Source organism: Exiguobacterium algae (genome assembly GCF_018617875.1).
GTDB classification, from domain to species: Bacteria; Bacillota; Bacilli; order Exiguobacteriales; family Exiguobacteriaceae; genus Exiguobacterium; species Exiguobacterium algae.
In genome coordinates this window covers 247,629-272,387 of sequence record NZ_JACSKZ010000003.1, presented here as the reverse complement: position 1 = coordinate 272,387, position 24,759 = coordinate 247,629, and the positions used below count along the sequence as shown (strand labels likewise).

26 protein-coding genes are annotated in these 24,759 nt (G+C 48.6%); 24 read left to right on the top strand and 2 right to left on the bottom strand.

The features are described 5' to 3' along the window. Positions 1-311: 311 nt before the first annotated feature. The 4 genes from rpmH (at position 312) to KNP03_RS10060 (ending at position 2,555) form a co-directional block, all read left to right on the top strand. Positions 312-446 carry a 50S ribosomal protein L34 gene (gene rpmH / locus KNP03_RS10075; protein WP_015880216.1) on the top strand — a complete coding sequence of 45 codons (135 nt, stop codon included), beginning with the start codon at positions 312-314 and terminating at the stop codon, positions 444-446. Between the two features lie 154 nt (positions 447-600). Beyond that, positions 601-945, top strand: coding sequence for a ribonuclease P protein component (rnpA, locus tag KNP03_RS10070; RefSeq protein ID WP_214828940.1), 345 nt, complete (start codon positions 601-603; stop codon positions 943-945). A gap of 106 nt (positions 946-1,051) precedes the next feature. After that, complete coding sequence (yidC, locus tag KNP03_RS10065; protein ID WP_214828938.1) at positions 1,052-1,912, top strand: membrane protein insertase YidC; 861 nt, start codon at positions 1,052-1,054, stop codon at positions 1,910-1,912. 100 nt (positions 1,913-2,012) lie between these two features. Next, a complete protein-coding gene (locus tag KNP03_RS10060; protein WP_214828935.1) occupies positions 2,013-2,555 on the top strand; it encodes an HdeD family acid-resistance protein in 543 nt (180 codons plus the stop codon). Between the two features lie 15 nt (positions 2,556-2,570). Here KNP03_RS10060 and KNP03_RS10055 read toward each other — a convergent pair whose 3' ends face one another. Then, entirely contained in the window at positions 2,571-3,329 is a 759-nt protein-coding gene (locus tag KNP03_RS10055) for a nucleotidyltransferase domain-containing protein (RefSeq protein ID WP_214828933.1), read from the bottom strand. A 169-nt stretch (positions 3,330-3,498) separates the two neighbouring features. On the opposite strand from KNP03_RS10055, the gene mnmE reads away from it, so the two are divergent. From mnmE to KNP03_RS10030, 5 genes are all read left to right on the top strand, one after another. Beyond that, positions 3,499-4,878: a tRNA uridine-5-carboxymethylaminomethyl(34) synthesis GTPase MnmE gene (gene mnmE / locus KNP03_RS10050; RefSeq protein ID WP_214828931.1), complete on the top strand. Its 1,380-nt coding sequence runs from the start codon at positions 3,499-3,501 to the stop codon at positions 4,876-4,878. 15 nt (positions 4,879-4,893) lie between these two features. Next, on the top strand, positions 4,894-6,780 hold the full coding sequence (mnmG, locus tag KNP03_RS10045; RefSeq protein WP_214828929.1) for a tRNA uridine-5-carboxymethylaminomethyl(34) synthesis enzyme MnmG: 1,887 nt from the start codon (positions 4,894-4,896) through the stop codon (positions 6,778-6,780). Between the two features lie 4 nt (positions 6,781-6,784). Further along, entirely contained in the window at positions 6,785-7,501 is a 717-nt protein-coding gene (gene rsmG / locus KNP03_RS10040) for a 16S rRNA (guanine(527)-N(7))-methyltransferase RsmG (protein WP_214828927.1), read from the top strand. A gap of 79 nt (positions 7,502-7,580) precedes the next feature. Continuing rightward, positions 7,581-8,465, top strand: coding sequence for a nucleoid occlusion protein (gene noc / locus KNP03_RS10035; RefSeq protein ID WP_214828925.1), 885 nt, complete (start codon positions 7,581-7,583; stop codon positions 8,463-8,465). Positions 8,466-8,505: 40 nt separating this feature from the next. Then, complete coding sequence (locus KNP03_RS10030; RefSeq protein WP_214828923.1) at positions 8,506-9,288, top strand: ParB/RepB/Spo0J family partition protein; 783 nt, start codon at positions 8,506-8,508, stop codon at positions 9,286-9,288. Here KNP03_RS10030 and yyaC read toward each other — a convergent pair. Further along, a complete protein-coding gene (gene yyaC / locus KNP03_RS10025) occupies positions 9,261-9,887 on the bottom strand; it encodes a spore protease YyaC (RefSeq protein ID WP_214828921.1) in 627 nt (208 codons plus the stop codon). The genes KNP03_RS10030 and yyaC overlap by 28 nt on opposite strands. Positions 9,888-10,053: 166 nt before the next feature. On the opposite strand from yyaC, the gene KNP03_RS10020 reads away from it, so the two are divergent. The 15 genes from KNP03_RS10020 (at position 10,054) to KNP03_RS09950 (ending at position 24,736) form a co-directional block, all read left to right on the top strand. After that, positions 10,054-10,995 (top strand): mechanosensitive ion channel family protein, encoded by a 942-nt coding sequence (locus KNP03_RS10020; RefSeq protein WP_214828920.1) that lies wholly within the window; start codon positions 10,054-10,056, stop codon positions 10,993-10,995. Further along, entirely contained in the window at positions 10,985-11,188 is a 204-nt protein-coding gene (locus tag KNP03_RS10015; RefSeq protein ID WP_214828919.1) for a DUF951 domain-containing protein, read from the top strand. Before KNP03_RS10020 ends, KNP03_RS10015 begins: the two co-directional genes overlap by 11 nt. Positions 11,189-11,341: 153 nt before the next feature. Continuing rightward, positions 11,342-12,442, top strand: coding sequence for a redox-regulated ATPase YchF (ychF, locus tag KNP03_RS10010; RefSeq protein ID WP_214828918.1), 1,101 nt, complete (start codon positions 11,342-11,344; stop codon positions 12,440-12,442). A 130-nt stretch (positions 12,443-12,572) separates the two neighbouring features. Further along, positions 12,573-12,860, top strand: coding sequence for a 30S ribosomal protein S6 (gene rpsF / locus KNP03_RS10005; protein WP_214828917.1), 288 nt, complete (start codon positions 12,573-12,575; stop codon positions 12,858-12,860). A 37-nt stretch (positions 12,861-12,897) separates the two neighbouring features. Further along, positions 12,898-13,401 carry a single-stranded DNA-binding protein gene (gene ssb, locus KNP03_RS10000; RefSeq protein WP_214828916.1) on the top strand — a complete coding sequence of 168 codons (504 nt, stop codon included), beginning with the start codon at positions 12,898-12,900 and terminating at the stop codon, positions 13,399-13,401. 41 nt (positions 13,402-13,442) lie between these two features. Continuing rightward, a complete protein-coding gene (rpsR, locus tag KNP03_RS09995; RefSeq protein WP_015880232.1) occupies positions 13,443-13,673 on the top strand; it encodes a 30S ribosomal protein S18 in 231 nt (76 codons plus the stop codon). A gap of 141 nt (positions 13,674-13,814) precedes the next feature. Further along, on the top strand, positions 13,815-15,806 hold the full coding sequence (locus KNP03_RS09990; RefSeq protein ID WP_214828915.1) for a DHH family phosphoesterase: 1,992 nt from the start codon (positions 13,815-13,817) through the stop codon (positions 15,804-15,806). After that, positions 15,803-16,246 (top strand): 50S ribosomal protein L9, encoded by a 444-nt coding sequence (gene rplI, locus KNP03_RS09985; protein WP_214828914.1) that lies wholly within the window; start codon positions 15,803-15,805, stop codon positions 16,244-16,246. The genes KNP03_RS09990 and rplI overlap by 4 nt, the downstream gene beginning before the upstream one ends. Positions 16,247-16,263: 17 nt before the next feature. Further along, complete coding sequence (gene dnaB / locus KNP03_RS09980; protein ID WP_214828912.1) at positions 16,264-17,616, top strand: replicative DNA helicase; 1,353 nt, start codon at positions 16,264-16,266, stop codon at positions 17,614-17,616. Positions 17,617-17,767: 151 nt separating this feature from the next. Continuing rightward, positions 17,768-19,057 (top strand): adenylosuccinate synthase, encoded by a 1,290-nt coding sequence (locus KNP03_RS09975; RefSeq protein ID WP_214828910.1) that lies wholly within the window; start codon positions 17,768-17,770, stop codon positions 19,055-19,057. 125 nt (positions 19,058-19,182) lie between these two features. Then, positions 19,183-19,893, top strand: coding sequence for a response regulator YycF (gene yycF, locus KNP03_RS09970; protein ID WP_214828908.1), 711 nt, complete (start codon positions 19,183-19,185; stop codon positions 19,891-19,893). Between the two features lie 3 nt (positions 19,894-19,896). Beyond that, positions 19,897-21,738: a cell wall metabolism sensor histidine kinase WalK gene (gene walK / locus KNP03_RS09965; RefSeq protein ID WP_214828906.1), complete on the top strand. Its 1,842-nt coding sequence runs from the start codon at positions 19,897-19,899 to the stop codon at positions 21,736-21,738. Then, a complete protein-coding gene (gene yycH, locus KNP03_RS09960) occupies positions 21,738-23,120 on the top strand; it encodes a two-component system activity regulator YycH (protein WP_214828904.1) in 1,383 nt (460 codons plus the stop codon). The genes walK and yycH overlap by 1 nt, the downstream gene beginning before the upstream one ends. Beyond that, positions 23,107-23,931 (top strand): two-component system regulatory protein YycI, encoded by an 825-nt coding sequence (locus KNP03_RS09955; protein WP_214828902.1) that lies wholly within the window; start codon positions 23,107-23,109, stop codon positions 23,929-23,931. The genes yycH and KNP03_RS09955 overlap by 14 nt, the downstream gene beginning before the upstream one ends. A 13-nt stretch (positions 23,932-23,944) precedes the next feature. Beyond that, positions 23,945-24,736 (top strand): MBL fold metallo-hydrolase, encoded by a 792-nt coding sequence (locus tag KNP03_RS09950; protein ID WP_214828900.1) that lies wholly within the window; start codon positions 23,945-23,947, stop codon positions 24,734-24,736. Positions 24,737-24,759 lie beyond the last annotated feature (23 nt).

Below are 24,759 nucleotides of genomic sequence, written 5' to 3'. Positions count from 1 at the left end.
TATTCACAAAAGAATGTGGATAACTTTATATGAATGTGGATAAAATGGCTCAACAATGCTATTTGTAAAGACCGTTTAAAAAATCGCATAAGGTTTTGTTGATTTCCTCCCCTCCATCCTTCCGATACGACTTCCCTACCCGATCTTTTGTTTTATTTCTGTCGTTCACTCGCCGGATCGAACCTAGTGTAACGAAAACTGAAAGAAAAGACATTGACATTTCTCTGCCCCATTTATATAATCTTAAAGACTGCCTTAAATGAAACTATAACTTGCTAATAGAGCGTTAATCTTGAGGAGGTGCTGTAACCATGAAACCAACTTTCAACCCGAACAACCGTAAGCGTAAGAAAGTTCACGGATTCCGTGCTCGCATGGCGACTAAAAACGGTCGCAACATTCTTGCTGCTCGTCGTCGTAAAGGCCGTAAAGCCTTGACTGTATAATAAGAATGATCAATTGCCCGGGGATCCGTCCCCGGGCAATTTTTTTAGTTTGTCACACATTCGAAGCATTTCCGCGATTCTCTCTCGTTGAAATGTCAAGGATATGATATGATGTTAGTTGACGATTTTTGAAGCGAAGGATGGAGTGAGAATTTTGAAAAAAGAATACCGCCTGCAAAAGAATGAAGAGTTCCAAGCGGTGTTTCGTGAAGGACGCTCCGTGGCCAATCGTCAGTTTGTCGTCTACACGCTCAAAGCGGATCAAGCGCATTTCAGAGTTGGTCTTTCCGTCAGCAAAAAGCTTGGTAATGCTGTGGAACGGAACCGCATGAAACGATTGATGCGTGAGTCGCTTCGCTTGCTCGAACCGAACGTTGCACCGAATGATTACGTCATCATCGCTCGGAAGCCCGCAACTGCATTGACGCAGTCGGAAGTGACTGAGAGTCTGAAACATGTATTCAAACGTGCAAAAGTTTGGCAAAAGCAAGGCCGGTGACCATGACAATCTGAATTTGTTCTCTCATATAAGTTAGAGTCTTATAAGATTGCCCGATAGACGTGTGCGTTAATAATGAATTGATAAAGAAAGTGTAGGAGGAACTATGAGCAAAAAGCTAAAATTAGGATTACTCGCTGCCATGACCGCAGTCATCATGCTGATGGCAGGCTGTGTGGATCCATCTACCATCCAATCCGAACCAATCACAGCTGACACAGAAGGTTTCTGGGCGAAATACTTTGTCTGGCCGCTCGCATGGCTTTTGAAAGAAGTCGCATACTTAGTTGGCGGACAGTGGCAATACGGGATTTCAATCATCATCGCGACAATCATTGTCCGTTTGTTGATTCTCCCGCTTATGATCAAGCAGACGAAGAGCATGGGTGCGATGCAAGTCTTGCAACCGGAAATGTTGAAGCTTCGTGAGAAGTACAGCTCAAAAGACCAAGAAACACAACGTAAACTCCAAGAAGAGATGATGAAGCTTTACCAAGAGTACCAAATCAACCCGCTCGCAGGTTGTTTGCCAATCTTGATTCAAATGCCGATTCTCTTTGCTTTCTATGATGCGATTCGTCGTACGCCTGAAATCTTTGAAGCAGATTTCTTATGGTTCGACCTTGGCGCACCGGATCCGACATTCGTCTTGCCAATCCTTGCGGCCATTCTTACTTTTGCCCAGCAGAAGATTTCGATGGCAGGTCAAGACCAGAACCCACAATTGAAGATGATGCTTTATATCTTCCCGGTCATGATCTTTATCATGTCAATCAACCTCCCGGCAGCACTTTCTCTTTACTGGGTCGTCGGTTACATCATCTCAATCATCGTTACGATGGCCATCATGCTCCCGATGCGTGAGAAAATGAAGGCTGAAGCAGAAGCGAAGATTGCTGCGAAAGAAGCTGAACGTACAGCGCTCGCGGAAGAAGAGAAGAAAAACAAGAAGAAAAAACGTAAATAAGATCGGCAGCTGAGAGTACATGTGCTCTCGGCTTTTTTTATGGATTGCGAACAAGAGAGGGGGGAATAATAAATATGAACGGATCGAAGGGAGGCACGAAATGGAAGCGTTTATTGGACGATTGGAACGTTCTACATTGCTACAGGCTGGAGTGTATTTGCTGCTTGGTGTCTTGATTTTACTGTATCCACGTTTCTTCTTTGATGTCATGGTCTATTTGATTGCCGGTTATTTGGCTCTGATGGGGCTGTGGATGATTTTCCAAGGTTTACGACAACGTCAAAACGGCATGCCCCCGGGATTTTTTATGGGAATCATTTATGTGATTTTGGCGCTCGTTGTCTTTTTCTTTGCAGAGACCCTCGCGAGCTTGTTACCGATTTTGATTGGTGCACTGTTTTTGTTCGGTGGAGTCATTCGCTTAATCCAGGCGTTCGGATATCGAACCTCGATGTCGAGCCGGTGGATGTGGTTTTTAATCGGCAGTCTGCTTTGGATCGGGGTCGGACTTCTCATGTTGCTGAACCCTTTCGACAGTCTATTAATTCTATTCCAACTGTTCGGCGGCATTCTCATTGCAATCGGCATTCTCGAGCTCATACTCTATTTCACGATCCGTTCTGTAAAAGGACAAGCACGCTGACACGACCGGAACCGCTCAATCAGTTGAGCGGTTCCTTTCATGGTCCAGCAAGCTATTCAGAAAAATCCGGAAGTTTTCAGAACCGGGAATGGTCAATAAGAAAGGGCGTTCCCGACTCAAGTACCGACTGTAGACTCGAGCTGCTTCAGGGTGGCGAGAGGGAGTCAAATCTTCATAGAAAGCAGTGAGTCCCATTTCGTTTCGTCGAGAAAGATCTTTCAAGCCGAGCGAGGTTCTTTGTGGAAAGTAGTGTGCTGCCAGAACATAAGCAAAATGCACCATGCCTTGCCGGGGCATCTCGGTGGCCCAAATCGCATTTCCACGATCCCGTGCTTTTGTATATTTGAAAAAGAACCAAATGGCGTCGAAAGCATGATTGTACAACGCATCATCCTCTAAACGAAGGGTACTTTCATAGTTTCGTAATCGATGGTTCGGGTCGTAAAGTACGTGAATGCTGTCATAGTGGTTCAAAGTACTTTCTGTGACCGTAAACAAATCAACATGTAAAAAGTCGTCATACACCACAATCAGCTGCGGAGCGATGAGGTCGATTTCGTCTTTCACCAGGATGGGGCGATAGGCTCGAGCATGATGTTCACGCCTTGTCAGGAAACCCGGTAATTGTTCGGGTTCGACGATGACATATATGTCGATATCGGCATATGGATCTTCCTCACCACGACCGAAAGAGCCCTTCAAAAAGATGGATTGGACTGCTGGGTCTTTGCGTAAGCTGTTTGTCAGTAGTTGAATGGCCTTATTTTGTAGCATCTCTCACACTCCTCAATCACTGTAAATATCTTCCTCTATTGTACGAAAACAAAGAGCGGGCAAGCAACGGTTTGTTCCATGACCGAACGCTTTCGTTCAAGTCGAATATCGTGTATAGTAGGTTCGTTATGCATAGGATAGAAGAGGTTTCAGGTTTGGAGGGAGAAAGATGTTAGAGTTTGACACGATTACAGCGATTTCGACGCCGATGGGTGAAGGTGCCATCGGAATCGTCCGCTTGTCAGGAGATTTGGCAGTCGAGACGGTAGCCAACGTATTTTCTGGGAAAGATTTAATGACGGTTGATTCACATACGATTCATTATGGAACGTTGAAACGTCCGGATACAGAAGAAACAGTAGATGAGGTCATGGTTAGCATTATGCGTGCTCCGAAGACCTTCACGCGAGAAGATGTCGTTGAAATCAACTGCCATGGAGGCGTTGTCGCGGTCAATCGTGTGCTCGAGCTCATTCTTGAACAACCAAACGTTCGGTTGGCTGAGCCTGGGGAGTTCACAAAACGTGCTTTCTTAAATGGACGAATTGATCTATCGCAGGCCGAAGCGGTCATGGATTTGATTCGAGCGAAGACAGATCGCGCAATGAATGTGGCGATGTCTCAAATGGAGGGTCGTCTGTCGCGCCTCGTTCGTGATTTACGTCAAAAGTTACTTGAGACGATTGCGGCAGTCGAGGTCAATATCGACTATCCGGAATACGACGCGGAAGAGATGACGCAGGCCATCGTCGAAGAGAAGGCAGGCGAGGTGAAACAGATTCTCGAGCAATTGCTTGAAACGGCCCGCCAAGGAAAAATCTTGCGAGAGGGACTGGCAACCGCCATCATCGGTCGACCGAACGTAGGGAAGTCGTCTCTTATGAATACCCTTGTCCAGGAAACGAAAGCCATCGTCACAGAGATTGCCGGAACGACACGCGATACAATCGAAGAATACGTGAACGTCAAAGGTGTACCGCTTAAACTGATCGACACAGCCGGAATTCGTGAAACGGAAGACATCGTGGAACGAATCGGGGTCGAAAAGTCGCGGAAAGCACTTACAGCAGCAGATTTAGTACTCCTTGTCTTGAATGGACATGAGGGTCTGACGGCTGAAGACGAAGCGTTGTTTGAAGCGATTCAAGGGATGAACGCAATTATCATCATTAATAAGACGGACTTGCCACAAAACATGGATTCTTCTAAGCTAGAGAAACTAGCGGCAGGTCGTCCGATTGTTGCGACGTCGCTCTTGCTTGAAGAGGGAATCGATGCGCTTGAAGCGGCAATTGCGAACCTGTTCTTTGCAAAAGGTGTGGAGTCGCAGGATATGACCTATATCTCGAATGCGCGACACATTCAACTCATTAAACGAACGATTGAGCAAATTGATGAAGCACTCGGTAGTGCGGTCATGAATTTACCGATCGATATGGTCCAAATTGATTTACGACGGGCGTGGGATACGCTTGGAGAGATCAATGGAGACACGGTACAAGAGAGCTTAATCGATCAGCTCTTCTCACAGTTTTGTCTTGGTAAATAATAAGGAGGAACCAATATGGCTTATACGGCAGGCGAATTTGACGTAATCGTCATCGGTGCCGGTCACGCAGGCATTGAGGCAGCGCTCGCTTCAGCACGAATGGGTGCGAAGACGGCGATGCTTACAATGAATCCGGATATGGTTGGGTTTATGTACTGTAACCCCTCAATCGGTGGCCCGGCAAAAGGAATTGTAGTTCGTGAAATCGATGCGCTCGGTGGTGAAATGGGCCGTGCGATTGACGCGACATATATCCAAATGAAGATGCTCAACACATCAAAAGGTCCGGCGGTGCGGGCATTGCGTGCACAAGCGGACAAATTCCAATATCAAAATCATATGAAGAAAGTACTTGAAGATGAACCGAACCTGTTGCTTCGTCAAGCGCTCGTTGAACGGTTATTGATTGAAGAGGGAGAAGTACGCGGCGTGGTAACGAACACGGGTTCAGAGTATCGCGCAAAAGCGGTCATCGTGACGACAGGAACGTTCATGCGTGGTCAAATCATCATCGGCGAATTGGCTTACGAGAGCGGTCCGAATAACCAAATGCCGTCTGTTGAACTTTCGAAGCATTTAGAAGAGCTTGGACTTGACCTCGTTCGCTTCAAAACAGGTACGCCACCGCGAATCGACGGGAAAACCATTGATTATTCGAAAACGGAAATCCAACCGGGAGATGACAATCCGTCATTCTTCTCTTACACTTCAACGGATTTGGATCCAATCGAACAGATTCCTTGTTGGTTGACCTATACTTCTGAACGTACGCATCAGTTGATTGACGAGAACCTGCATCGTTCCCCGATGTATTCGGGTGCAATCAAAGGAACAGGCCCACGTTATTGCCCATCGATCGAGGATAAAGTCGTCCGTTTCAACGACAAGCCGCGTCACCAGATCTTCCTTGAACCGGAAGGCCGTGACACGGAAGAAATCTATGTACAAGGCTTCTCGACAAGCATGCCGGAAGACGTGCAGCATCAAATGCTTCGCACTATCCCGGGTCTTGAACAGTCAGAAATGATGCGCCCAGGTTATGCGATTGAGTATGATGCGGTCGTACCGACGCAACTCTGGCCGACACTCGAGACAAAAGCAGTGCCTGGACTCTTTACAGCGGGTCAAATCAACGGAACGAGTGGATACGAAGAAGCGGCTGGTCAAGGCATCATGGCAGGGATTAACGCCGCATGTAAAGTGCTCGGCAAAGATCCGGTCATTTTAGATCGTTCGCAGGCGTATATCGGTGTTTTAATCGATGACCTCGTGACAAAAGGAACGAACGAACCGTATCGTTTGCTCACATCACGCGCAGAATATCGCCTCTTGCTCCGACATGACAATGCGGACTTACGATTGAGTGATATCGGCTATGACATCGGATTGCTCTCAGAAGAACGCCACGCACATCTCAACGAGAAGCGTGAAGCGATTGAAAAAGAAGTGAAGCGACTTGCGTCACTCGTGATCAAGCCGACTCCTGAAGTAAATGCGATGTTGGAGTCAGTTGGTGCTCATCCTCTTAAAGAAGCGACGCACGCCAACATTTTGTTGAAACGTCCTGAAGTGACTTATGAAGCGTTGATGACAGTCGCACCGGCTCCGACCGAGTTGTCGTTCGAAGTAAAAGAACAAGTCGAGATTCAAGTGAAGTATGAAGGCTATATTTCGAAACAGCTTGAGCAAGTGGAAAAAATGCGTCGTATGGAAGCAAAACGTATTCCGGAAAACTTAGACTACGATGCAATCGGTGGTCTTGCTACCGAAGCAAAACAAAAACTAAAACAAGTACGCCCGCTCTCGATTGGACAGGCATCTCGTATTTCCGGGGTAAACCCGGCGGATGTTTCAATCTTGTTAGTGTATATTGAGCAGGGTCAGTACGCGACGGTGGAGTGAAACGATGAACGAATCCCAATTTGTTGAAGCGTTACAGGAGAAAGGGTTTGAATTGAGCGAGAAGCAACTGGCTCAATTCAAACGATACTTTGAGATGCTCGTTGAATGGAATGAGAAAATGAATCTCACAGCCATTACCGATCAGGAAGAAGTGTATTTAAAACACTTTTACGATTCATTGAGTGCTGCTTTCCACTTTGATTTCACACAGGTGGAAACCGTATGTGATGTCGGAGCAGGAGCAGGGTTTCCGAGTCTTCCTTTAAAAATCCTCTTCCCGCATCTCCATGTCACGATAATCGATTCCTTGAATAAACGAATCACATTCTTAAATGAACTTGCCCTTGCACTGGAGTTGGAAGGTGTCGCCTTCCATCATGGACGTGCCGAAGAGTTTGGGAAAAATAAAAAATTCCGCGAACAGTTTGATGTTGTCACGGCACGAGCGGTGGCCCGGATGACTGTGCTTGCAGAGTATTGTTTGCCTCTTACAAAAGTTGGCGGTAACTTTGTCGCGCTCAAAGCGGCAAAAGTATCGGACGAGATGGCAGACGCAAAAAATGCATTGGCTGTACTAGGTGGAAAAGAAAAAGCAACACACCAGTTCCTATTGCCAGGAGAGATGAGTGAGCGTAATATCGTAATTGTAGATAAATTACGAAAAACACCCGGGAAATATCCGCGGAAAGCGGGTACACCGGCGAAAGAGCCACTAATCTGAGCAATATCGTTTCACGTGAAACAAAAGCAGATTCCGGTGGTGGAATCTGCTTATTTTTTTACATAAAGGGGTGCCGACGTTGAAGAATAGATTTGCGAAACTGTTCGGAGTGAATCGGAAAGATGAAGTTGCAGTGACAGAAATCGAGGCGGTTCGACCGGATGATACGGTACAGGAATTGACGTTATCACGTCTGCGACCGAACCGGTATCAGCCGCGAAAAGTGTTCGAACCAGCTAAAATCGAAGAACTTGCAGCTACCATTTCTGAGCATGGATTACTCCAGCCGATTGTGGTCAGGAAAGCAGACGGGGACTGCTATGAAATCATTGCTGGAGAAAGACGATTCCGAGCGGTCAAGTCTTTAGGGTGGTCTGCAATCCCGGCAATCGTCCGTGAGATGGATGATGATACGACGGCAGCACTCGCACTCATCGAAAACTTACAACGTGAACAGTTGAGTCCGATTGAAGAGGCCGAAGCTTATGACCGTTTGCTGACGATGAAAGCTTTGACGCAAGATGCTTTAGCCAAGAGCCTTGGGAAAAGTCAGTCGACGATTGCGAATAAATTACGTCTTCTGAAATTACCGGATGATGTGAAGCAGTGTTTGCGCGATCGTCGCATTAACGAACGTCAAGCACGCGCTTTGTTGCCATTGAAAGAAGAAGGGCTGCAACTTCAAGTTCTCGTGGAGATTTTAGAAGAAGATTACAACGTAAAAGAAACTGAAGAACGCGTCGCCTTTTTGACGACTCCGATTGAGGAAGAAAAGCGTAAACCGAAAAAACAACGTCGTCGGACAAAGAGCTTTGCGCGAGACACGCGAATTGCGCTCAACACGATCCGTGATTCGATCGATTTAATCGGGAAGACAGGAATCGACGTCCAAACTGAAGAAGTAGACGAAGAGGAGTTTGTTGAAATACGAATTCGAATCCCGAAAGCGCGGCCACAAAAGTGAGTCCGTGCTTTTTTTATAAAAAGATAGAGGGGGAGACACGTTGGAGAGATTAGCCTTAAAATTTATTCGCCCGAATCCGAACCAGCCGCGAAAACAATTCGAAGCGGAAAAGTTGGAAGAATTACGACAGTCGATTGAACGATACGGTGTCTTGCAGCCGATCGTCGTCCGAAAGTCGACGGGCTATTATGAAATCATCGCAGGAGAACGCCGCTATCAGGCAGCCAAATTAGCCGGGAAAGAAGACATTCCGGCTTTGGTCGTCACGGCTGATTCGGATCGTGTCATGGAATTGGCACTCATCGAAAATATCCAACGGGCAGATTTGAACGCAATCGAAGAGGCGCTCGCTTATGAGCAATTGATGCAAACGCTCGGCCTGACACAACAGCAGTTGGCGGACCGTGTCGGGAAAAGCCGCAGTCACGTGACGAACAGCTTACGCTTGCTACGATTACCGAGTGCTGTCCAGCATGCCGTCATGGTCGGCGATTTGACGATGGGTCACGCCCGTGCCATCACAGGGATGAAGTCGGAACAGGCGATGGAGCAGATTGCACGCCGTGTCATTGCGGAACATTGGACAGTCCGCCGTCTGGAGCGGTACTTACAAAAAGAGCGGACAGAAAAAAAGACGCTCAAGCGATCGAACGCGGATATTGAGGCGGTCGAGGCGGTGCTTGCAGAGCGTCTTCAAATGGACGTATCGATTCGTCCCCGACGAAAAGGTGGCGTTTTGGAACTGAAGTATTTCTCTCAAGACGACTTGGAGCAACTGCTTGCCCTCTTATCACCTCAAGATTTTGATTCGTTTCGTGATTGACGAAGCCGGGTGATGGCAGCCTCTTCCTGATGAAGTCTTCCGATGCGTGAGTCGAAATCGACAAACCCGTCTGTGATGAAGCGTGCCAGTTCATAGACGAGATGCAGTCGTGTGTTTTGTAGAATCATCATTTCCATAAAGCCGCTGACATTGACGACGGCTTTAATGTTGTAGGCACCGACTGCAGGCAGTTCCTTCTGGACACCCGCTCCAGGTGCGAGTGGTCCCTCGGAGAAGAAGACATACCCGACACTTGAGAGACGACCGAGACAAGCATCGATCGCAATGATCATCGGGTGATGAAAACGCGTTTGGATTTCATGGAGTGTCTCCACCAGATTTAAGGCATGGACGGGCTTCGTGAGCGTCCCATACACGTGTAGATTACGAATCGATCGTTCTTCAAGAAAAGTTCCGACAAGCGGTCCAAGCGAATCTCCCGTAGAACGGTCAGAACCGATACAAACGAGCACGATGGGGCGATGGAGTTCATTCTCCAATTGCTCGTGAAGTTGGTCTGCGAAGAGCTTGGATCCACTCCGCTCAGTGTGTTCGATGAAGAATGAGTAGGGTTTATGGTGTTTTAAGCGAAACGGCATGAATCTCATCCTCTCTTCTAAGGTGCAAGTCAAAGGTGTGTTACGGATTGGTCTCGTATTAACCCATTCCCAAAATGATAAAACTTCTAACGTTCAGATACTTCGTTTGAGAAAAGTCGAAAAATATGTTTTGATGATTTAGAATCTACGACTTTGGGGTGAATATATGGCTTCGCAAAATACAGAAAAAGATTTAAGCACCGTGGCGGACGAAACGATGGATAGCGTCAATCAATTCGTCGCCTATTTCCAAGATACAGATATGTGGATTGGGCTTGGGATCAAGTTACTCGGTGTGGCGTTTATCATTGTTGCGTTATATGTGGCATCACGCATTTTGACGTCGATGGTCCAACGTGTCTTCGCGATACGGAAGTTGAAAGAAGAAAGCATTGTCGCGCAACGTCAAAATGAGACGTTATCCAAACTGGCGCAAAATACGATTCGCTACGTCATCGGCTTGATCATGGTACTTACCGTACTTGGTCAGTTCGGCGTCAATATTGCCGGTTTGATTGCCTCTGCCGGGGTCGCCGGTCTCGCGATTTCGTTCGGGGCGCAAAGTTTGGTGAAAGATGTCATCACCGGCGCCTTCATCATTTTTGAGAATCAATACAAAAATGGAGACTACGTCAAATTGAACCAAGAGGTTGAAGGGATTGTCATCGAAGTGGGCATCCGGACGACGAAATTGAAAGGTTTGAATGGTCAAGTGTCCATCATTCCAAACGGTCAAATCATGCAGGTGACGAACTATTCACTTGAAAACAGCGTCGCTGTCGTCGATGTGGGTGTCGCCTATGAAGAAGATATGGACCATGTGGAAGATGCCATTCAGGAAATTGCGAAAGAAGTTGAAGCGAAGTACCATGACATGTTCGTGGAACCGATCATGTTGGCTGGTGTCCAATCCCTTGGTGCTTCGGAAGTGGTCTATCGTTTAATGGCAGAAGTGCCGCCGACACAGCATTTCGCTGCCGGACGGATCTTGCATAAAGAGCTGAAAGCAGGGTTTGATAAGCGTGGTATCGAAATTCCATATCCACGTACCGTCATGCTTCCACCAAATTCTTCTTCTGAAGGAGGAACGACAGAACATGCCAAGTAAAACTTATGCGTTGAACGATGTTGTGGAAATGAAAAAACCACATGCCTGCAAGACGAATCGCTGGCAAATCACACGTGTAGGAATGGATATTCGAATCAAATGTCAAGGTTGCGGGGCAAGTGTCCTGATGCAACGACGGGATTTTGACAAACGATTTAAGAAAGTGCTTGAGCAAGGGAACGCCGCTGAATAAGTGGCGTTTTTCTATGTCTTTTCAACGTGAGTTGCGGATTAACCGTGGACTAACTATAATTGTGAAGGATGTGACGGTGTGGTGTACTGAATGTACCCACTCCACAGACGGTTTAATATTTCCCGGGAAACACCGGATGAGGAGGAACTACTAGTGGGATTAACAGCAGGAATTGTCGGATTGCCGAACGTAGGGAAGTCGACTTTATTTAATGCAATTACGCAAGCGGGTGTAGAAGCCGCTAACTATCCATTCGCGACCATCGACCCGAACGTCGGTGTCGTAGAAGTGCCGGATGCACGCTTGGACCGGTTGACAGAACTCGTCAAACCGAAAAAGACGGTACCGACTGCATTTGAATTCACAGACATCGCAGGAATCGTAAAAGGGGCATCTAAAGGAGAAGGGCTCGGAAACAAATTCTTGGCCAACATCCGTGAAGTGGATGCGATTTGTCAGGTCGTCCGTTGTTTTGAAGATGAGAATATCACGCACGTTGCAGGCCGCGTCTCGCCAATCGATGACATCACGACAATTAGCCTTGAGCTCATCCTAGCTGACCTCGAACAAGTCGATAAGCGGATTGCTCGTGTGCAGAAAATGGTGAAGGCGAAAGACAAAGGAGCGGTTCAGGAACTAGAAGCACTTGAAATCGTGAAGGAAGTCCTCGAATCGGAGCGTCCGGCTCGTGTGGCGGAGCTCTCAGACGATCAACTCGCCATCGTCAAACACTTCCAATTGCTCACGATGAAGCCGATGCTTTATGTGGCGAACGTCAGTGAAGACGAAGTGGCGGATGCAGACTCAAACGAGTACGTCCAAGCTGTGCGCGAACATGCGGCGACAGAAGGTTCGCAAGTCATCGTCATCTGTGCACGCATCGAAGAAGAAATTTCAGAGCTCGAACCGGAAGAACGCCTCGAGTTTTTACAAGATCTCGGCATTGAAGAGTCAGGACTCGATCAATTGATCCGTGCGGCGTATTCAACACTCGGTCTTGCTACGTACTTCACTGCAGGTGAGAAGGAAGTTCGCGCATGGACGTTCAAGCAAGGAATGAAAGCACCACAATGTGCCGGTGTCATTCACTCGGACTTTGAGCGTGGATTCATCCGTGCGGAAGTCGTCTCATACGATGATCTTTCAGCTGCCGGAAACATGGCGACGGTGAAAGAACAAGGTAAACTTCGTTCAGAAGGAAAAGAGTATGTCTTCCAAGATGGCGACGTTGTCACGTTCCGCTTCAATGTATAAGCGGATTTACTGAAACGTGTTGTAAAAATCGAGGAAGTTTGATAGTATATTATGACGTGAGTAAAACAATTGTTTGCTCCTTGCTCCTACAACCGGTAGGGGCCGTTAGTCCAAGAGGAGGTGAAAGATAATGCGTAAATACGAACTTCTTTACATTATCCGTCCATCAGTTGATGAGGAAGCGAAGAAAGCTTTGATCGAGCGCTTCAACAACGTCATCACTGAAAACGGTGGTACTGTTGAAAAAACAACAGACATGGGTAAACGTCGTTTCGCTTATGAAATCAACAAGATGCGCGAAGGATACTACGTTCTTCTCAACATCACTGCTGAACCTAAAGCGATTCAAGAAGCAGAGCGTCTCATGAAGATCTCTGACGACGTTGTCCGTCAAATGACAACAAAAGACGAGCGTTAATTCTTAACGCTTCGTATCGTGAAAGGGGAGCATTGAGATGATTAACCGAGTTGTGTTAGTTGGTCGATTGACACGTGATCCGGAGATGCGTTACACGCAAAGCGGAATCGCCGTAACACGCTTTACTCTCGCTTGCGATCGTCCATTTTCTGGACAAGATGGGAAGCGCGAGACGGACTTTATTGATTGTGTCGTTTGGCGCAAACAAGCAGAGAACGTAGCACAATACTTGAAAAAAGGCAGCATGGCCGGCGTTGACGGTCGCCTTCAAATCAGTAGTTACGAGGGGCAAGATGGCCAACGTCGTTACCGGGCAGAAGTAGTCGCCGACAGCGTACGCTTCCTTGAACCGCGCGGAGCCTCAGGGCAACGTGAACAAGCACCGTCTGGAGATGTCTTCAGCGGCGGCGAATCAAGTGGATCAGGATGGGGCGCAGCAGCCTCTTCGACTTCATCTCAGTCCTCGAATAAAGGTTTTGAAGCCGATCCGTTCTCGGGTGGCGGAAAAATCGACTTATCGGATGACGATCTACCATTCTGATCGCGTTCGATTCAACATTAAATGATAAAGGAGGTCTTCACATGGCACGTCGTCCAGGAGGTCGTCGTCGTCGTAAAGTATGTTTCTTTACGTCGAACAACATCACTCATATCGATTATAAAGACGTAGAATTGCTCAAACGCTTCGTTTCGGAGCGTGGTAAAATTCTTCCACGTCGTGTGACTGGTACTTCAGCGAAATACCAACGTCCACTTACTGTCGCTATCAAGCGTTCACGTCAAATGGCTTTGCTTCCATACGTTGCAGAGTAATCTTTGACGAACGGCTTATCCTTATGGATAAGTCGTTTTTTTGTTATGGTAAGAGTGTAAGCGAAAGCGGCGAATATGGTATGATAGAGCAGAAACCTTTACGATTCCATGAGTGACAATTACTCATTTTAGGAGGCATACATGCACAGTGGTGAAGCAATAACATCCGTGAAGAACCAATACGCACGACAGTCGATTCCTTTTATCATTGGGATCCTTGTTTCGTTAGGATTGGCGTTCTACAACATTGTAGCGGCAATCACCCTGTTCGTGGGGACGCTGATTTTTTTCATCTATCAGCAGGTCATCATGCGCCGGGAACGGAAAAATTGGGAACAATATATTCTGTCGTTATCCCATCAAATCGAGGAAGTCGGCAAAGAAGCGCTAACGAGCATGCCGATTGGGATTCTCGTATTTGATGAGGAACGCCGAATCAGCTGGTACAACGAACAATCCCGTTTGATTTTTGAGTTGGATATGGCGATCGGCGTTCCGCTGGATGCGCTCCATTCTGCCTTTATCGAACTGATTGAAGAAGAAGAGGACGAGGCGACGATTGAAGTCGGAGATCGTGTCTATCGTGTGCTGTACAAGCAGACGTATCAAGCGATTTATTTGTTTGATATGACGGAAGAGGCGGAAATTGAGCAAAAGTATGCGGAAGCACAGACCGTCATCGGGATCCTTTATTTAGACAACTACGATGAAATGTCGACGGCTGTGGATGAACAGGTCCGTAGCGAAGTAAACCGTCGTGTCACCGTCTTACTGAATCAATGGGCGCAAAACTACAACGTCTACATGCGCCGGACGGCTGCCGACCGCTTCTTCCTCGTCATGAACGAGCGGACGCTGTCTGAACTCGAGAACAATCGATTCTCCATCTTAGATGAGGTCCGTGAAGCGACGAAAGATCAAAAGATCCCGCTCACGTTATCGATTGGAGTAGGTTGTGGAGACACGACCTTGACCGAACTCGGTAACTTATCGCAGTCGAGTCTTGACCTCAGTTTAGGACGCGGAGGCGACCAGGTCGTTGTGAAGCGCCATAACGGAAAGGTCCGCTTCTTCGGTGGGAAAACGAACCCGACCGAGAAACGAACGCGTGTCCGGGCCCGTGTCATTTCAAACTCGATGCGGGATTTGATCAAAGAATCGAGCCGTGTCCTCATCATGGGGCATAAAAATCCGGATATGGACTCTCTCGGGGCTTCAATCGGGATTATGAAACTTGCGGAATTCGTTGGACGTGAAGCGTACGTCATCGTACCGTCTGGAGAAACGAGCATCGGGATCCAGCGCCTCGTCCATGAAGTGGAGAATGATGAAGACCTGCGCCGTCAGTTTCTGACGGAATATGAGGCGCAGCCGCTCATCGATGAACAAACCTTGCTTGTCATTGTCGATACACACCGTCCTTCCCTCGTCATTTCGCGAGATATATTGGATCGAACGGAACGCGTTGTCGTCATCGACCATCACCGACGCGGGGAAGAGTTTATTGAGGACCCGGTTCTCGTTTACATGGAACCGTACGCCTCTTCGACGTGTGAGCTGGTGACGGAGTTGATCGAATATCAGGCAGGAAGCCGAAAACTATCGATTCTAGAAGCGACGTCGCTTCTGGCAGGAATCATGGTCGATACGAAAGGGTTCACCTTGCGGACCGGATCACGTACGTTTGATGCGGCCTCATTCTTGAGAATTCAGGGCGCGGATACCGTACTCGTTCAACATTTCATGCGTCAGGATCTGGACTCGTATATCGAACAGTCGCATATTTTAGAGAACACCGAGATTTATGCGGATGGGATGGCGATTGCCGTCGCGTCTGATGATGAAGCACATCATCAAGTGTTGATTGCACAATCGGCAGATCAACTGCTCAATATGGAAGGTGTGAAAGCCTCGTTTGTTATCGCCGTCTTACCAGATGGGCGCACGGGAATCAGTGCCCGCTCATTAGGGGATGTCAATGTCCAGGTCATCATGGAAATGTTAGATGGGGGAGGACATTTGACAAACGCGGCCACTCAATTAGAGATGACTCGTGAACAAGCGAAAATCTTGTTGAAAGAAGCGGTTGATCACTATTTGACAGATGAGATAGAAGGAGAGGAATTAGAATGAAAGTCATTTTGAAAGTTGATGTAAAAGGACAAGGAAAAGCAGGAGAAGTGAAAAACGTAGCGGATGCCTACGCAAAAAACGTCTTGTTTAAGAAAAACTTGGCTGTTGAAGCGACACCAGGCAACTTAAAAGCGTTCGAAGCGAAGGAACGTCGCGCCGAAGAAGCAGCAGCTGAAGAGTTGAAAGAAGCGCAGCAGTTGAAAGAAAAACTTGAAAAAGAGACGATCGTCGTCAAAACAAAATCAGGTGAAGGCGGCCGTGTATTCGGTTCAGTTACGAGCAAGCAGATTGCCGAAGCGTTAAAAACGATGGGATACAAAATCGATAAACGCAAAATCGAGCTCGAACACCCGATTAAAGCACTCGGTTTCACGAAAGTGCCAGTGAAGTTGCACCATGACGTCATTGCGACGTTGAATGTTCATGTACAAGAAGCTTGAAGGTGAGGTAGAGACGGATGAGTGATGCGATACAAGTCAACACACCGCCACATAGCGTTGAGGCGGAACAAGCCGTCCTAGGGGCGATTATTCTCGACTCCGACCGTTTGATCACGGCTTCGGAACGGGTGGACCCGGACGACTTTTATCGTGTCAGCCACCAACGCATCTTTGAAGCGATGTTAAAAATAAACGACCGGGGAGAATTGGTCGACCTGGTCACGCTCAGTTCAGAACTTCAAGCGCAAGGTATTTTAGAAGAGGTCGGTGGCCTCAACTATTTAGCGGAAGTCGCTGAATCGGTCCCGGCCATCGGAAATATCGGCTACTACTTGAACGTTGTCGACCAAAAGGCTGCGTTGCGGCGATTAATTCGAACAGCGACGAATATCGTCTCAGACGGCTACGAACGGCAAGACGAGGTCGACTCGGTCCTGTCGGACGCAGAGCGAAATATCTTAAAAGTTTCACAGCGGAAAGGACAGTCGAGCTTCCATCCAATCGGTTCGGTGCTTTCGGATGCGTATTCGACGATTGAAAAGCTGCATCAATCGAGCGGTGAGATTACCGGGATTGCGACCGGGTTCACCGATTTAGATAAGATGACGGCCGGATTCCAACGAAATGACCTGATTATCGTGGCGGCCCGTCCTTCGGTCGGGAAGACCGCCTTCGCACTGAACATTTCACAAAACGTTGCCGTCCGGACAGGAGAAAACGTCGCCATCTTCAGTTTGGAGATGGGAGCGGAGCAGCTCGTTATGCGTATGTTGTGTGCGGAAGGCAACATCGATGCCCAACGCCTCCGGACAGGTCGTCTTGAAGCGGAGGACTGGGGCCGTCTGTCCCTCGCCATGTCATCGCTCTCCCAAGCGGGGATTTACATCGATGATACGCCGGGTCTCCGCGTCAACGAGATTCGGGCAAAGTGTCGTCGGTTGAAGCAAGAACACGGTCTCGGCATGATCATGATTGACTACTTGCAGCTCATCGTCGGGAACGGCAAGCCTGGCGAGAACCGTCAACAGGAAGTATCGGAAATCTCGCGTACGCTAAAAGCCATCGCCCGTGAACTCCAAGTTCCGGTCATCGCCTTGTCTCAGCTCTCACGTGGTGTTGAGAGCCGTCAAGACAAGCGTCCGATGATGTCGGACATTCGTGAATCGGGAGCGATTGAGCAGGATGCCGATATCGTGGCCTTCCTTTATCGTGATGACTATTACGATAAAGAGAGTGAGGATGCCAACACGATTGAAATCATCATTGCGAAACAACGTAACGGTCCGACCGGTACGGTCAAACTCTCCTTCCGGAAAGAGTACAACAAGTTCGTCAATATGGAGACGCAAGCCTTTGCACCACCGATGTGAGTCGGTGGTGTTTTTTGTAATCATAATCAAAATAACGAACGAAAGGTTACAGACCATATAAAACGTTCGGTATTCGATTGACTTTCTTGCTTTTCAAGTGTACACTTACGAATGGTTTGAACAGAACGTTGATCAATAAGGAGGATTCATTATGTCATCAGTAGTCGTAGTGGGAACGCAGTGGGGCGATGAAGGGAAAGGGAAAATCACCGATTTCTTATCGAAACAAGCCGAAGTCGTCGCGCGTTATCAAGGGGGAGACAACGCTGGTCATACGATCGTCTTCAATGATACGAAATATAAGCTTCACCTCATTCCGTCTGGTATCTTCTATTCGGATAAGACGTGTGTCATCGGGAACGGGATGGTCGTCAACCCGAAATCACTCGTGACAGAACTCGCATACTTACACGAACGTGGTGTCAGCACGGATAACCTTCGCATCTCGAACCGCGCGCACATCATCCTGCCGTATCACCAGCTTCAAGACAAGCTCGAAGAAGAAGCAAAAGGGGATGCAAAAGTCGGGACGACGTTGAAAGGAATCGGTCCAGCCTACATGGACAAGGCGGCACGAATCGGGATCCGGATTGCTGACCTTCTCGATAAAGAAGTGTTTGCAGAGAAGTTAAAGACAGTCCTTGAATTGAAAAACCGCATGTTCGTGAAGATGTACGAGGTCGACCCGGTTGAGTTTGACGACATCTTCGAAGAATATTATGCGTATGGCCAGGAGTTCGCCAAATACGTATGTGATACATCGGTCGTTCTGAACGATGCGCTCGACGAAGAGAAAAAAGTGTTGTTTGAAGGTGCGCAAGGTGTTCTTCTCGACATCGACCACGGAACGTACCCGTTCGTCACATCGTCGAACGCCGCGTCTGGTGGCGTATCGAGTGGTGCCGGAATCGGTCCTTCTAAAATTCATCACGTCGTCGGCGTCTGTAAGGCATACACGTCGCGTGTCGGGGATGGTCCGTTCCCGACGCAGCTCGATGACGAAGTCGGTCATACGATCCGCGAAGTCGGGAAAGAATACGGTACAACGACAGGTCGTCCGCGCCGTGTCGGATGGTTTGACTCGGTCGTCGTTCGTCACTCACGTCGCGTCAGCGGGATCACAGACCTTTGCCTCAACTCGATTGACGTGTTGACGGGTCTTGAGACGCTCAAAATTTGTACATCGTATGAGTATGAAGGGAAGCATCTTGACGAGTATCCGCCGAACTTCCGCGTCCTCGAGAAATGTGTACCGGTATACGAAGAACTTCCGGGCTGGACAGAAGATATTACGGGTGTCCGTAACTTCGATGATCTGCCGGAAAACGCACAACGCTATGTACGTCGAATCGAAGAGTTGACAGGCGTGGAACTTTTAACGTTCTCCGTCGGACCGGCTCGCGAGCAGACCGTCATCTTGCGTGACATTTACGAAGCATAAGACAGGGAGCCTGCGGGCTCTCTTTTTTGTTCCATTTCCAAGGCAATGGCCCGTGCTTTCTAACCTTCATAAAAAGAGTTACAATGTAGACATGTACGTTTAATGACAAGAGGAGGACTCACTGAATGGATCGTACGATTTTAGTGGTAGACGATGAACAACCGATTGCAGATATATTGAAGTTTAAATTGGAGAAAGAAGGATACCAGGTCCACGTCGCTTATGACGGGGAAGAAGCGCTCGAAAAAGTAGAGGAGCTTCATCCGGACCTCATCCTGCTCGACATCATGCTTCCGCTCAAAGACGGGATGGAAGTCTGTCGTGAGGTTCGTAAAAAATATGACATGCCGATCATCATGTTGACGGCGAAGGACTCTGAGATCGATAAAGTCCTTGGGCTCGAGCTCGGTGCGGACGACTACGTCACGAAACCGTTCAGTTCACGAGAGCTTCTCGCACGCGTCAAGGCGAACATGCGTCGTCATGCGACAGCACCTGCGCAAGAGACGAAGGGTGCGAACGTGAATGACATCGTGATTGGTGATTTGACGATTCACCCGGACTCTTACATGGTGACGAAGCGTGATGAGAAAATCGAATTGACGCACCGTGAATTCGAACTCATTCATTATCTTGCCCAAAACATTGGTCAAGTCATGACACGTGAGCACTTGTTACAGACGGTATGGGGTTACGATTACTTCGGTGACGTGCGTACGGTCGATGTGACAGTACGTCGTTTACGCGAGAAAGTAGAAGATAACCCATCGACACCGTCATATATTATTACGCGTCGTGGTGTCGGGTATTATTTGAAGGCAGGAGAAGAAGATTAAGCGATGAAACGGACGAACTTCTTTAAATCAATCCAGTGGAAGCTCGTCGTCATCTATGCGCTGCTCATTCTTGTTGCGATGCAAGTCATCGGGGTGTACTTCGTACGCTCCCTTGAACGGCAATACATCAACAACTTTTCGCAGTCGCTCGTCGACCGGGCTAACCTACTGAGTTATAACGTCAGTGAGGGCATCGCGGCGAACGAGAGCGACTCGACCTCGGACCAGCAGTTGAACCAGTTACTGGATCAGCTGCTGTCTGAGTTTACAGAGAGTACAACGCTAGCTGACGACATTCGAGAGGTCCAAATTATCGATACGAACAATGTCGTACGGGCGACCTCGAACCCAAACAACCAAAGTCTCGTCGGTCAACGGACCGCGAGTACGTTCATACAAAAATCGTTTGCGACGAACGGGGCACAGGAGACGCTCGTTTATGAAGACTCGAATGATCGGATGCGTGTCGTCGCGGTGCCAATCAAGTCTGAAGTCGATGGTACGACGACCGGTATGATCTATATCGAGGCGTCGATGCAGTCGATTTACAATCAGATGGAGCAAGTGACGCGCATTCTGGCGACCGGTACGCTGATCGCGTTGATCATCACGTCGATTCTCGGAATCCTGCTGTCGCGGACGATCACCCGACCGATTGCCGATATGCGCCGACAAGCGGTCGAGATGCGAAAAGGGAACTTCTCCCGAAAAGTTAAAGTGTATTCGGACGATGAAGTCGGGCAACTCGCTTACGCGTTCAACGAACTGACGGATGAGTTGATGGAGGCGAATGCGACAACGGAAGCGGAACGTCGCCGATTGACGAGTGTCCTCGAAAACATGTCAGATGGCGTGGTGGCGACCGATCGTTCACTGCGCGTCATCTTGATGAACGACCAGGCCCGCGACATGATCGGCGTGGCGGAAGAAGAGGCGATGGGGATGAACCTGCAGAGCCTGCTTGCGTTCGAAGAGGAGATTGTCATTCCGGAAGACGGAACGATGCCGACGAAGCTGATTGACCTGAGTACGGATGAAGAGTTATTCCTCGTTCGTGCGTATTTCTCGCCGATTCAAAAGCATAGCGGACCGATTACCGGCTTGATTGTCGTCCTCCACGACGTCACCGAGCAGGAGCAGGTCGAGCAGGACCGCCGTGAGTTCGTTGCGAACGTCAGTCACGAGCTCCGTACGCCACTCACGACGATGCGAAGCTATCTCGAAGTACTCGCTGAAGGGGCCTATCAGGATGATGAATTGGCACCCCGTTTCTTAGAGACGACGCAAAACGAGACGGAGCGGATGATTCGACTCGTCAACGACTTATTGCAGCTGTCGAAGATGGACAGTAAAGAGTACAAGATGGAAAAAGTGAAGTTTGACTTTATCCAGTTCTTTAACGACATCATTGACCGTCATGAGATGACAAAGGGCGATGCCATCCAATTCCGCCGGAAACTCATGAAGCGTCGTGTCTACGTCCACGCGGATCAGGACAAGATGACCCAGGTCATCGACAACATCATCACGAACGCGATCAAATTCTCGCCGGAAGGTGGGACGATTACGTTCCGAACGATGTTGCGGGCGAAACGTCTCGTCATCGGAATTAAAGATGAAGGGGTCGGGATCCCGAAATCCAACTTGAAGAAAATTTTCGAGCGTTTCTATCGGGTCGATAAGGCGCGGGCTCGAAATATCGGTGGAACCGGACTCGGTCTATCCATCGCCAAAGAAGTGGTTTCCGCACACGGCGGCGACATCTGGGCAGAAAGTGAGTTCGGGCGCGGAACGACGATTTACTTCACGATCCCATTCGATACGATTGTGGAGGTGAATGATTGATGAAACGATTGAAGGTTGCAAAGCCGGAACTGTTGAAGTCGTTCGTTTTGCTCACGTTAATCGTCTCATCGATTGTCCAAACGATTATTCTTTGGGACTACCACCCAAAATATCAGGCTGTCCAATCGGAAACGCAATTGACAGCGGTCGACCCTTCATTGCAACGACGAGCCAATCAAGTCATCGTGCCTGTCCAGGCCGTCGTGCATGAAAACAATGCCGTGTTTGCTTCAAAAAATACGCCGAAACAATTGATGCGTATCATTCGGGAGACGTTTGAAGCGAGTGATTTCAAGCCGCTTGCTTCCAAGAATGTTCCGAGTTTCTATACAGGGATCAATGAGGCGTTGGAATTGATCATGCCGGAAGCGTATTACGCGGACACGCTCAGCTATATGCTGCCGGGGTCTTACAGCTTATCCGGGAAAGTACCACAACGAATTCTCGTCCACATGGAAGAGAAGGCTTTCCGTGTGCGTGTAATCATGAGCGACCAGTCCATTTGGGAAGGGCGTTTGACGAAAGTCGGCACGGGCGATATAAACAGCCTCTTCTTGAAAAATTCAAGCAATGCGATGCGTCGCGTGACGTATACGGACGATCGGGTGAACTACATTCCGGTCATCGGTCCTGAAATGAACGAACTGTTTGCGTATGATGTTTCTTCCATTCAAATCGATACGCGGCTTGATTGGATGCGGGACACTTATTTCCCGGGAGACCCGAACGTGCAGGAAGTCGATCCTACAAGCTCGGTAGGGGCGTTGACGAACGGAATCAGCGTCGCCGAATACGATGCGAAGTTGAATGCGAGCCGCTACCGGAACTTGTCCCGAAACAGTACGGATCGTAAATCTGCCCTAGGATTGGACTCAATCATCGAGTTCGTGAACTTCCACGGGGGATGGGTCGATGAGTCTTCAGAAAGCCAAGGGTTATCGCTCCGTTTCGATGCGATCACACCAGCAAACAAAGGCTTTGAGACGACCGTCTTCCGCTTTCACGTGAAAGGATATCCGGTATTTAGCCAACGCGAAGCATTTATCAATAACGACGCAATCGACTTATCCACAGTCCGAGTCGAAAATGACGGGACGCAAGTCCGATCCATCACGCGGCACCATCTTGAAGTCGACCGACTCATCTCCGTCGGGACGAAGCAGCTGGCCAATGCTCAGGACGTGATCAACACGTTAGTCGAATCCGGACGTTTCGAGAACGTGACAGAGATTCGCATCGGCTACGAGATTGATTACAATGAGGACGCGAGTCGTTACGTGACGTTTTCACCGAATTGGTTCGTTCGTGAAGCCGGTCGGTGGGTCCCATACAACAAACCAGGAGATTGGACAGAAAGGATGATGTACCGTGGATTGGAGTAAAGCGAAAACCATTTTAATCTTCGCCTTCCTCGCGCTGAACATCTACTTGCTGTACCAACTGTTGACGGAGACATGGGCCACTGAAATCGTTTCAAACGACAATACGTCGATTGCACAAATTTTAGACCAGCGGGATGTCGACCCATCGAAATTACCACGAATGAGTCGTGACATCGGGTATTTGACCGGTTCATCGGAACAGATGACGGCTGCGATGATCACGAAAAACCGGGACGCGCAATTGGCGACGACGTTAGAAAACATGCAACTCGAGGTGGAACTGAAGCAACCGGTCCCTCTCGATGCGAAAGAACTACGGAACACCGCGACGACCTTTGTGGGCGAATACGTTCCTTTTGGAGCCGAGTATTCCTACTGGCGTTATGATCAGCAATCGAAACAGATCGCCTTCGTCCAAACGTACGAAGGGCACCGGATTTTCTCGACACCGGAAGTCGAAGGGGACAGCGAGACCTATATCGGGCCTTCACTTCTGCTGCTCCAATTGAACGATGCATTCGAAGTGACCGATTATAAACAGCGCCATTTGACGAACTTATCATCAAAAACACAGGATGACCTCGTCTTGACTGCGAGCGAGGCAATCTCGCAGCTTGCCGGTCGGAAGTACTTCCAACCGAATCAGGAGATGCGAGCCATCAATGCCGGATTTTATAGCCTCCCGCTCGATAGTTCAGGCAGCCTGATCATCATGCCGCCGCTATGGGCCATCACGATTGACAACCAGGTTTATTTCGTCAATGCCATCGATGGCACCGTCGAGCGTGTAGAGTTTGATATTGAAACATGAAAGGAGTGATCGAGTGACTTTACAATACAGTGTGTTAGCGAGCGGTTCGACGGGAAACGCCCTCTATATCGAGACGGCACGGACAAAATTACTTGTCGATGCCGGATTGACCGGGAAGGCGATGCAGCAACGAATCGATGCGATCGGACGCTCATTTGACGGAATCGATGCACTGCTCGTCACCCATGAGCACTCCGACCATATTAAAGGAGTCGGGATCTTAGCACGAAAATTCAACATCCCGATTTATGCGAACGCGAAGACGTGGGAAGCCATGGAAGCCCACATCGGAAAGATCGACCCGGCGCTGAAGTTTCACATGGAAGTCGGCGACGTCAAACAGTTCGGCGACATTGAGATCGAATCGTTCAATGTGAGTCACGATGCGGCGGACCCGATGTTTTATCAATTCGCCCATGACGGCAAACGCTTGGCCCACATCACCGATACCGGATACGTCTCCGACCGGATGAAAGGTGTGATTCGCGGAGCGGACGACTTCATCTTCGAATCGAACCACGACGTCTCGATGCTCCAGATGGGGCGTTATCCGTGGAGTGTCAAACGACGGATCCTTGGAGACTATGGTCACGTATCGAACGAGGACGCCGCCATCGCGATGAGCGAAGTCATCGGTGATCGGACGAAACGGATTTACCTGGCGCATTTGAGCAAAGACAACAATATGAAAGAGCTTGCTCAAATGAGTGTGTCGCAAACACTGGGAACACGGGACATCGATTTGCAACGTGTCAAATTGTGCGACACGGACCCAACAATCCCAACTTCACTCGTTTCTTTATAAGAAAACTTGGGAAAAGACAGTTA

Coding starts and splice junctions, on each gene's coding strand:
- rpmH (WP_015880216.1), top strand. CDS start 312: ATGAAACCAACTTTCAACCCGAACAACCGTAAGCGTAAGAAAGTTCAC.
- yidC (WP_214828938.1), top strand. CDS start 1,052: ATGAGCAAAAAGCTAAAATTAGGATTACTCGCTGCCATGACCGCAGTC.
- KNP03_RS10060 (WP_214828935.1), top strand. CDS start 2,013: ATGGAAGCGTTTATTGGACGATTGGAACGTTCTACATTGCTACAGGCT.
- KNP03_RS10055 (WP_214828933.1), bottom strand. CDS start 3,329: ATGCTACAAAATAAGGCCATTCAACTACTGACAAACAGCTTACGCAAA.
- mnmE (WP_214828931.1), top strand. CDS start 3,499: ATGTTAGAGTTTGACACGATTACAGCGATTTCGACGCCGATGGGTGAA.
- mnmG (WP_214828929.1), top strand. CDS start 4,894: ATGGCTTATACGGCAGGCGAATTTGACGTAATCGTCATCGGTGCCGGT.
- rsmG (WP_214828927.1), top strand. CDS start 6,785: ATGAACGAATCCCAATTTGTTGAAGCGTTACAGGAGAAAGGGTTTGAA.
- yyaC (WP_214828921.1), bottom strand. CDS start 9,887: ATGCCGTTTCGCTTAAAACACCATAAACCCTACTCATTCTTCATCGAA.
- KNP03_RS10020 (WP_214828920.1), top strand. CDS start 10,054: ATGGCTTCGCAAAATACAGAAAAAGATTTAAGCACCGTGGCGGACGAA.
- KNP03_RS10015 (WP_214828919.1), top strand. CDS start 10,985: ATGCCAAGTAAAACTTATGCGTTGAACGATGTTGTGGAAATGAAAAAA.
- rpsF (WP_214828917.1), top strand. CDS start 12,573: ATGCGTAAATACGAACTTCTTTACATTATCCGTCCATCAGTTGATGAG.
- ssb (WP_214828916.1), top strand. CDS start 12,898: ATGATTAACCGAGTTGTGTTAGTTGGTCGATTGACACGTGATCCGGAG.
- rpsR (WP_015880232.1), top strand. CDS start 13,443: ATGGCACGTCGTCCAGGAGGTCGTCGTCGTCGTAAAGTATGTTTCTTT.
- KNP03_RS09990 (WP_214828915.1), top strand. CDS start 13,815: ATGCACAGTGGTGAAGCAATAACATCCGTGAAGAACCAATACGCACGA.
- rplI (WP_214828914.1), top strand. CDS start 15,803: ATGAAAGTCATTTTGAAAGTTGATGTAAAAGGACAAGGAAAAGCAGGA.
- dnaB (WP_214828912.1), top strand. CDS start 16,264: ATGAGTGATGCGATACAAGTCAACACACCGCCACATAGCGTTGAGGCG.
- KNP03_RS09975 (WP_214828910.1), top strand. CDS start 17,768: ATGTCATCAGTAGTCGTAGTGGGAACGCAGTGGGGCGATGAAGGGAAA.
- yycF (WP_214828908.1), top strand. CDS start 19,183: ATGGATCGTACGATTTTAGTGGTAGACGATGAACAACCGATTGCAGAT.
- walK (WP_214828906.1), top strand. CDS start 19,897: ATGAAACGGACGAACTTCTTTAAATCAATCCAGTGGAAGCTCGTCGTC.
- yycH (WP_214828904.1), top strand. CDS start 21,738: ATGAAACGATTGAAGGTTGCAAAGCCGGAACTGTTGAAGTCGTTCGTT.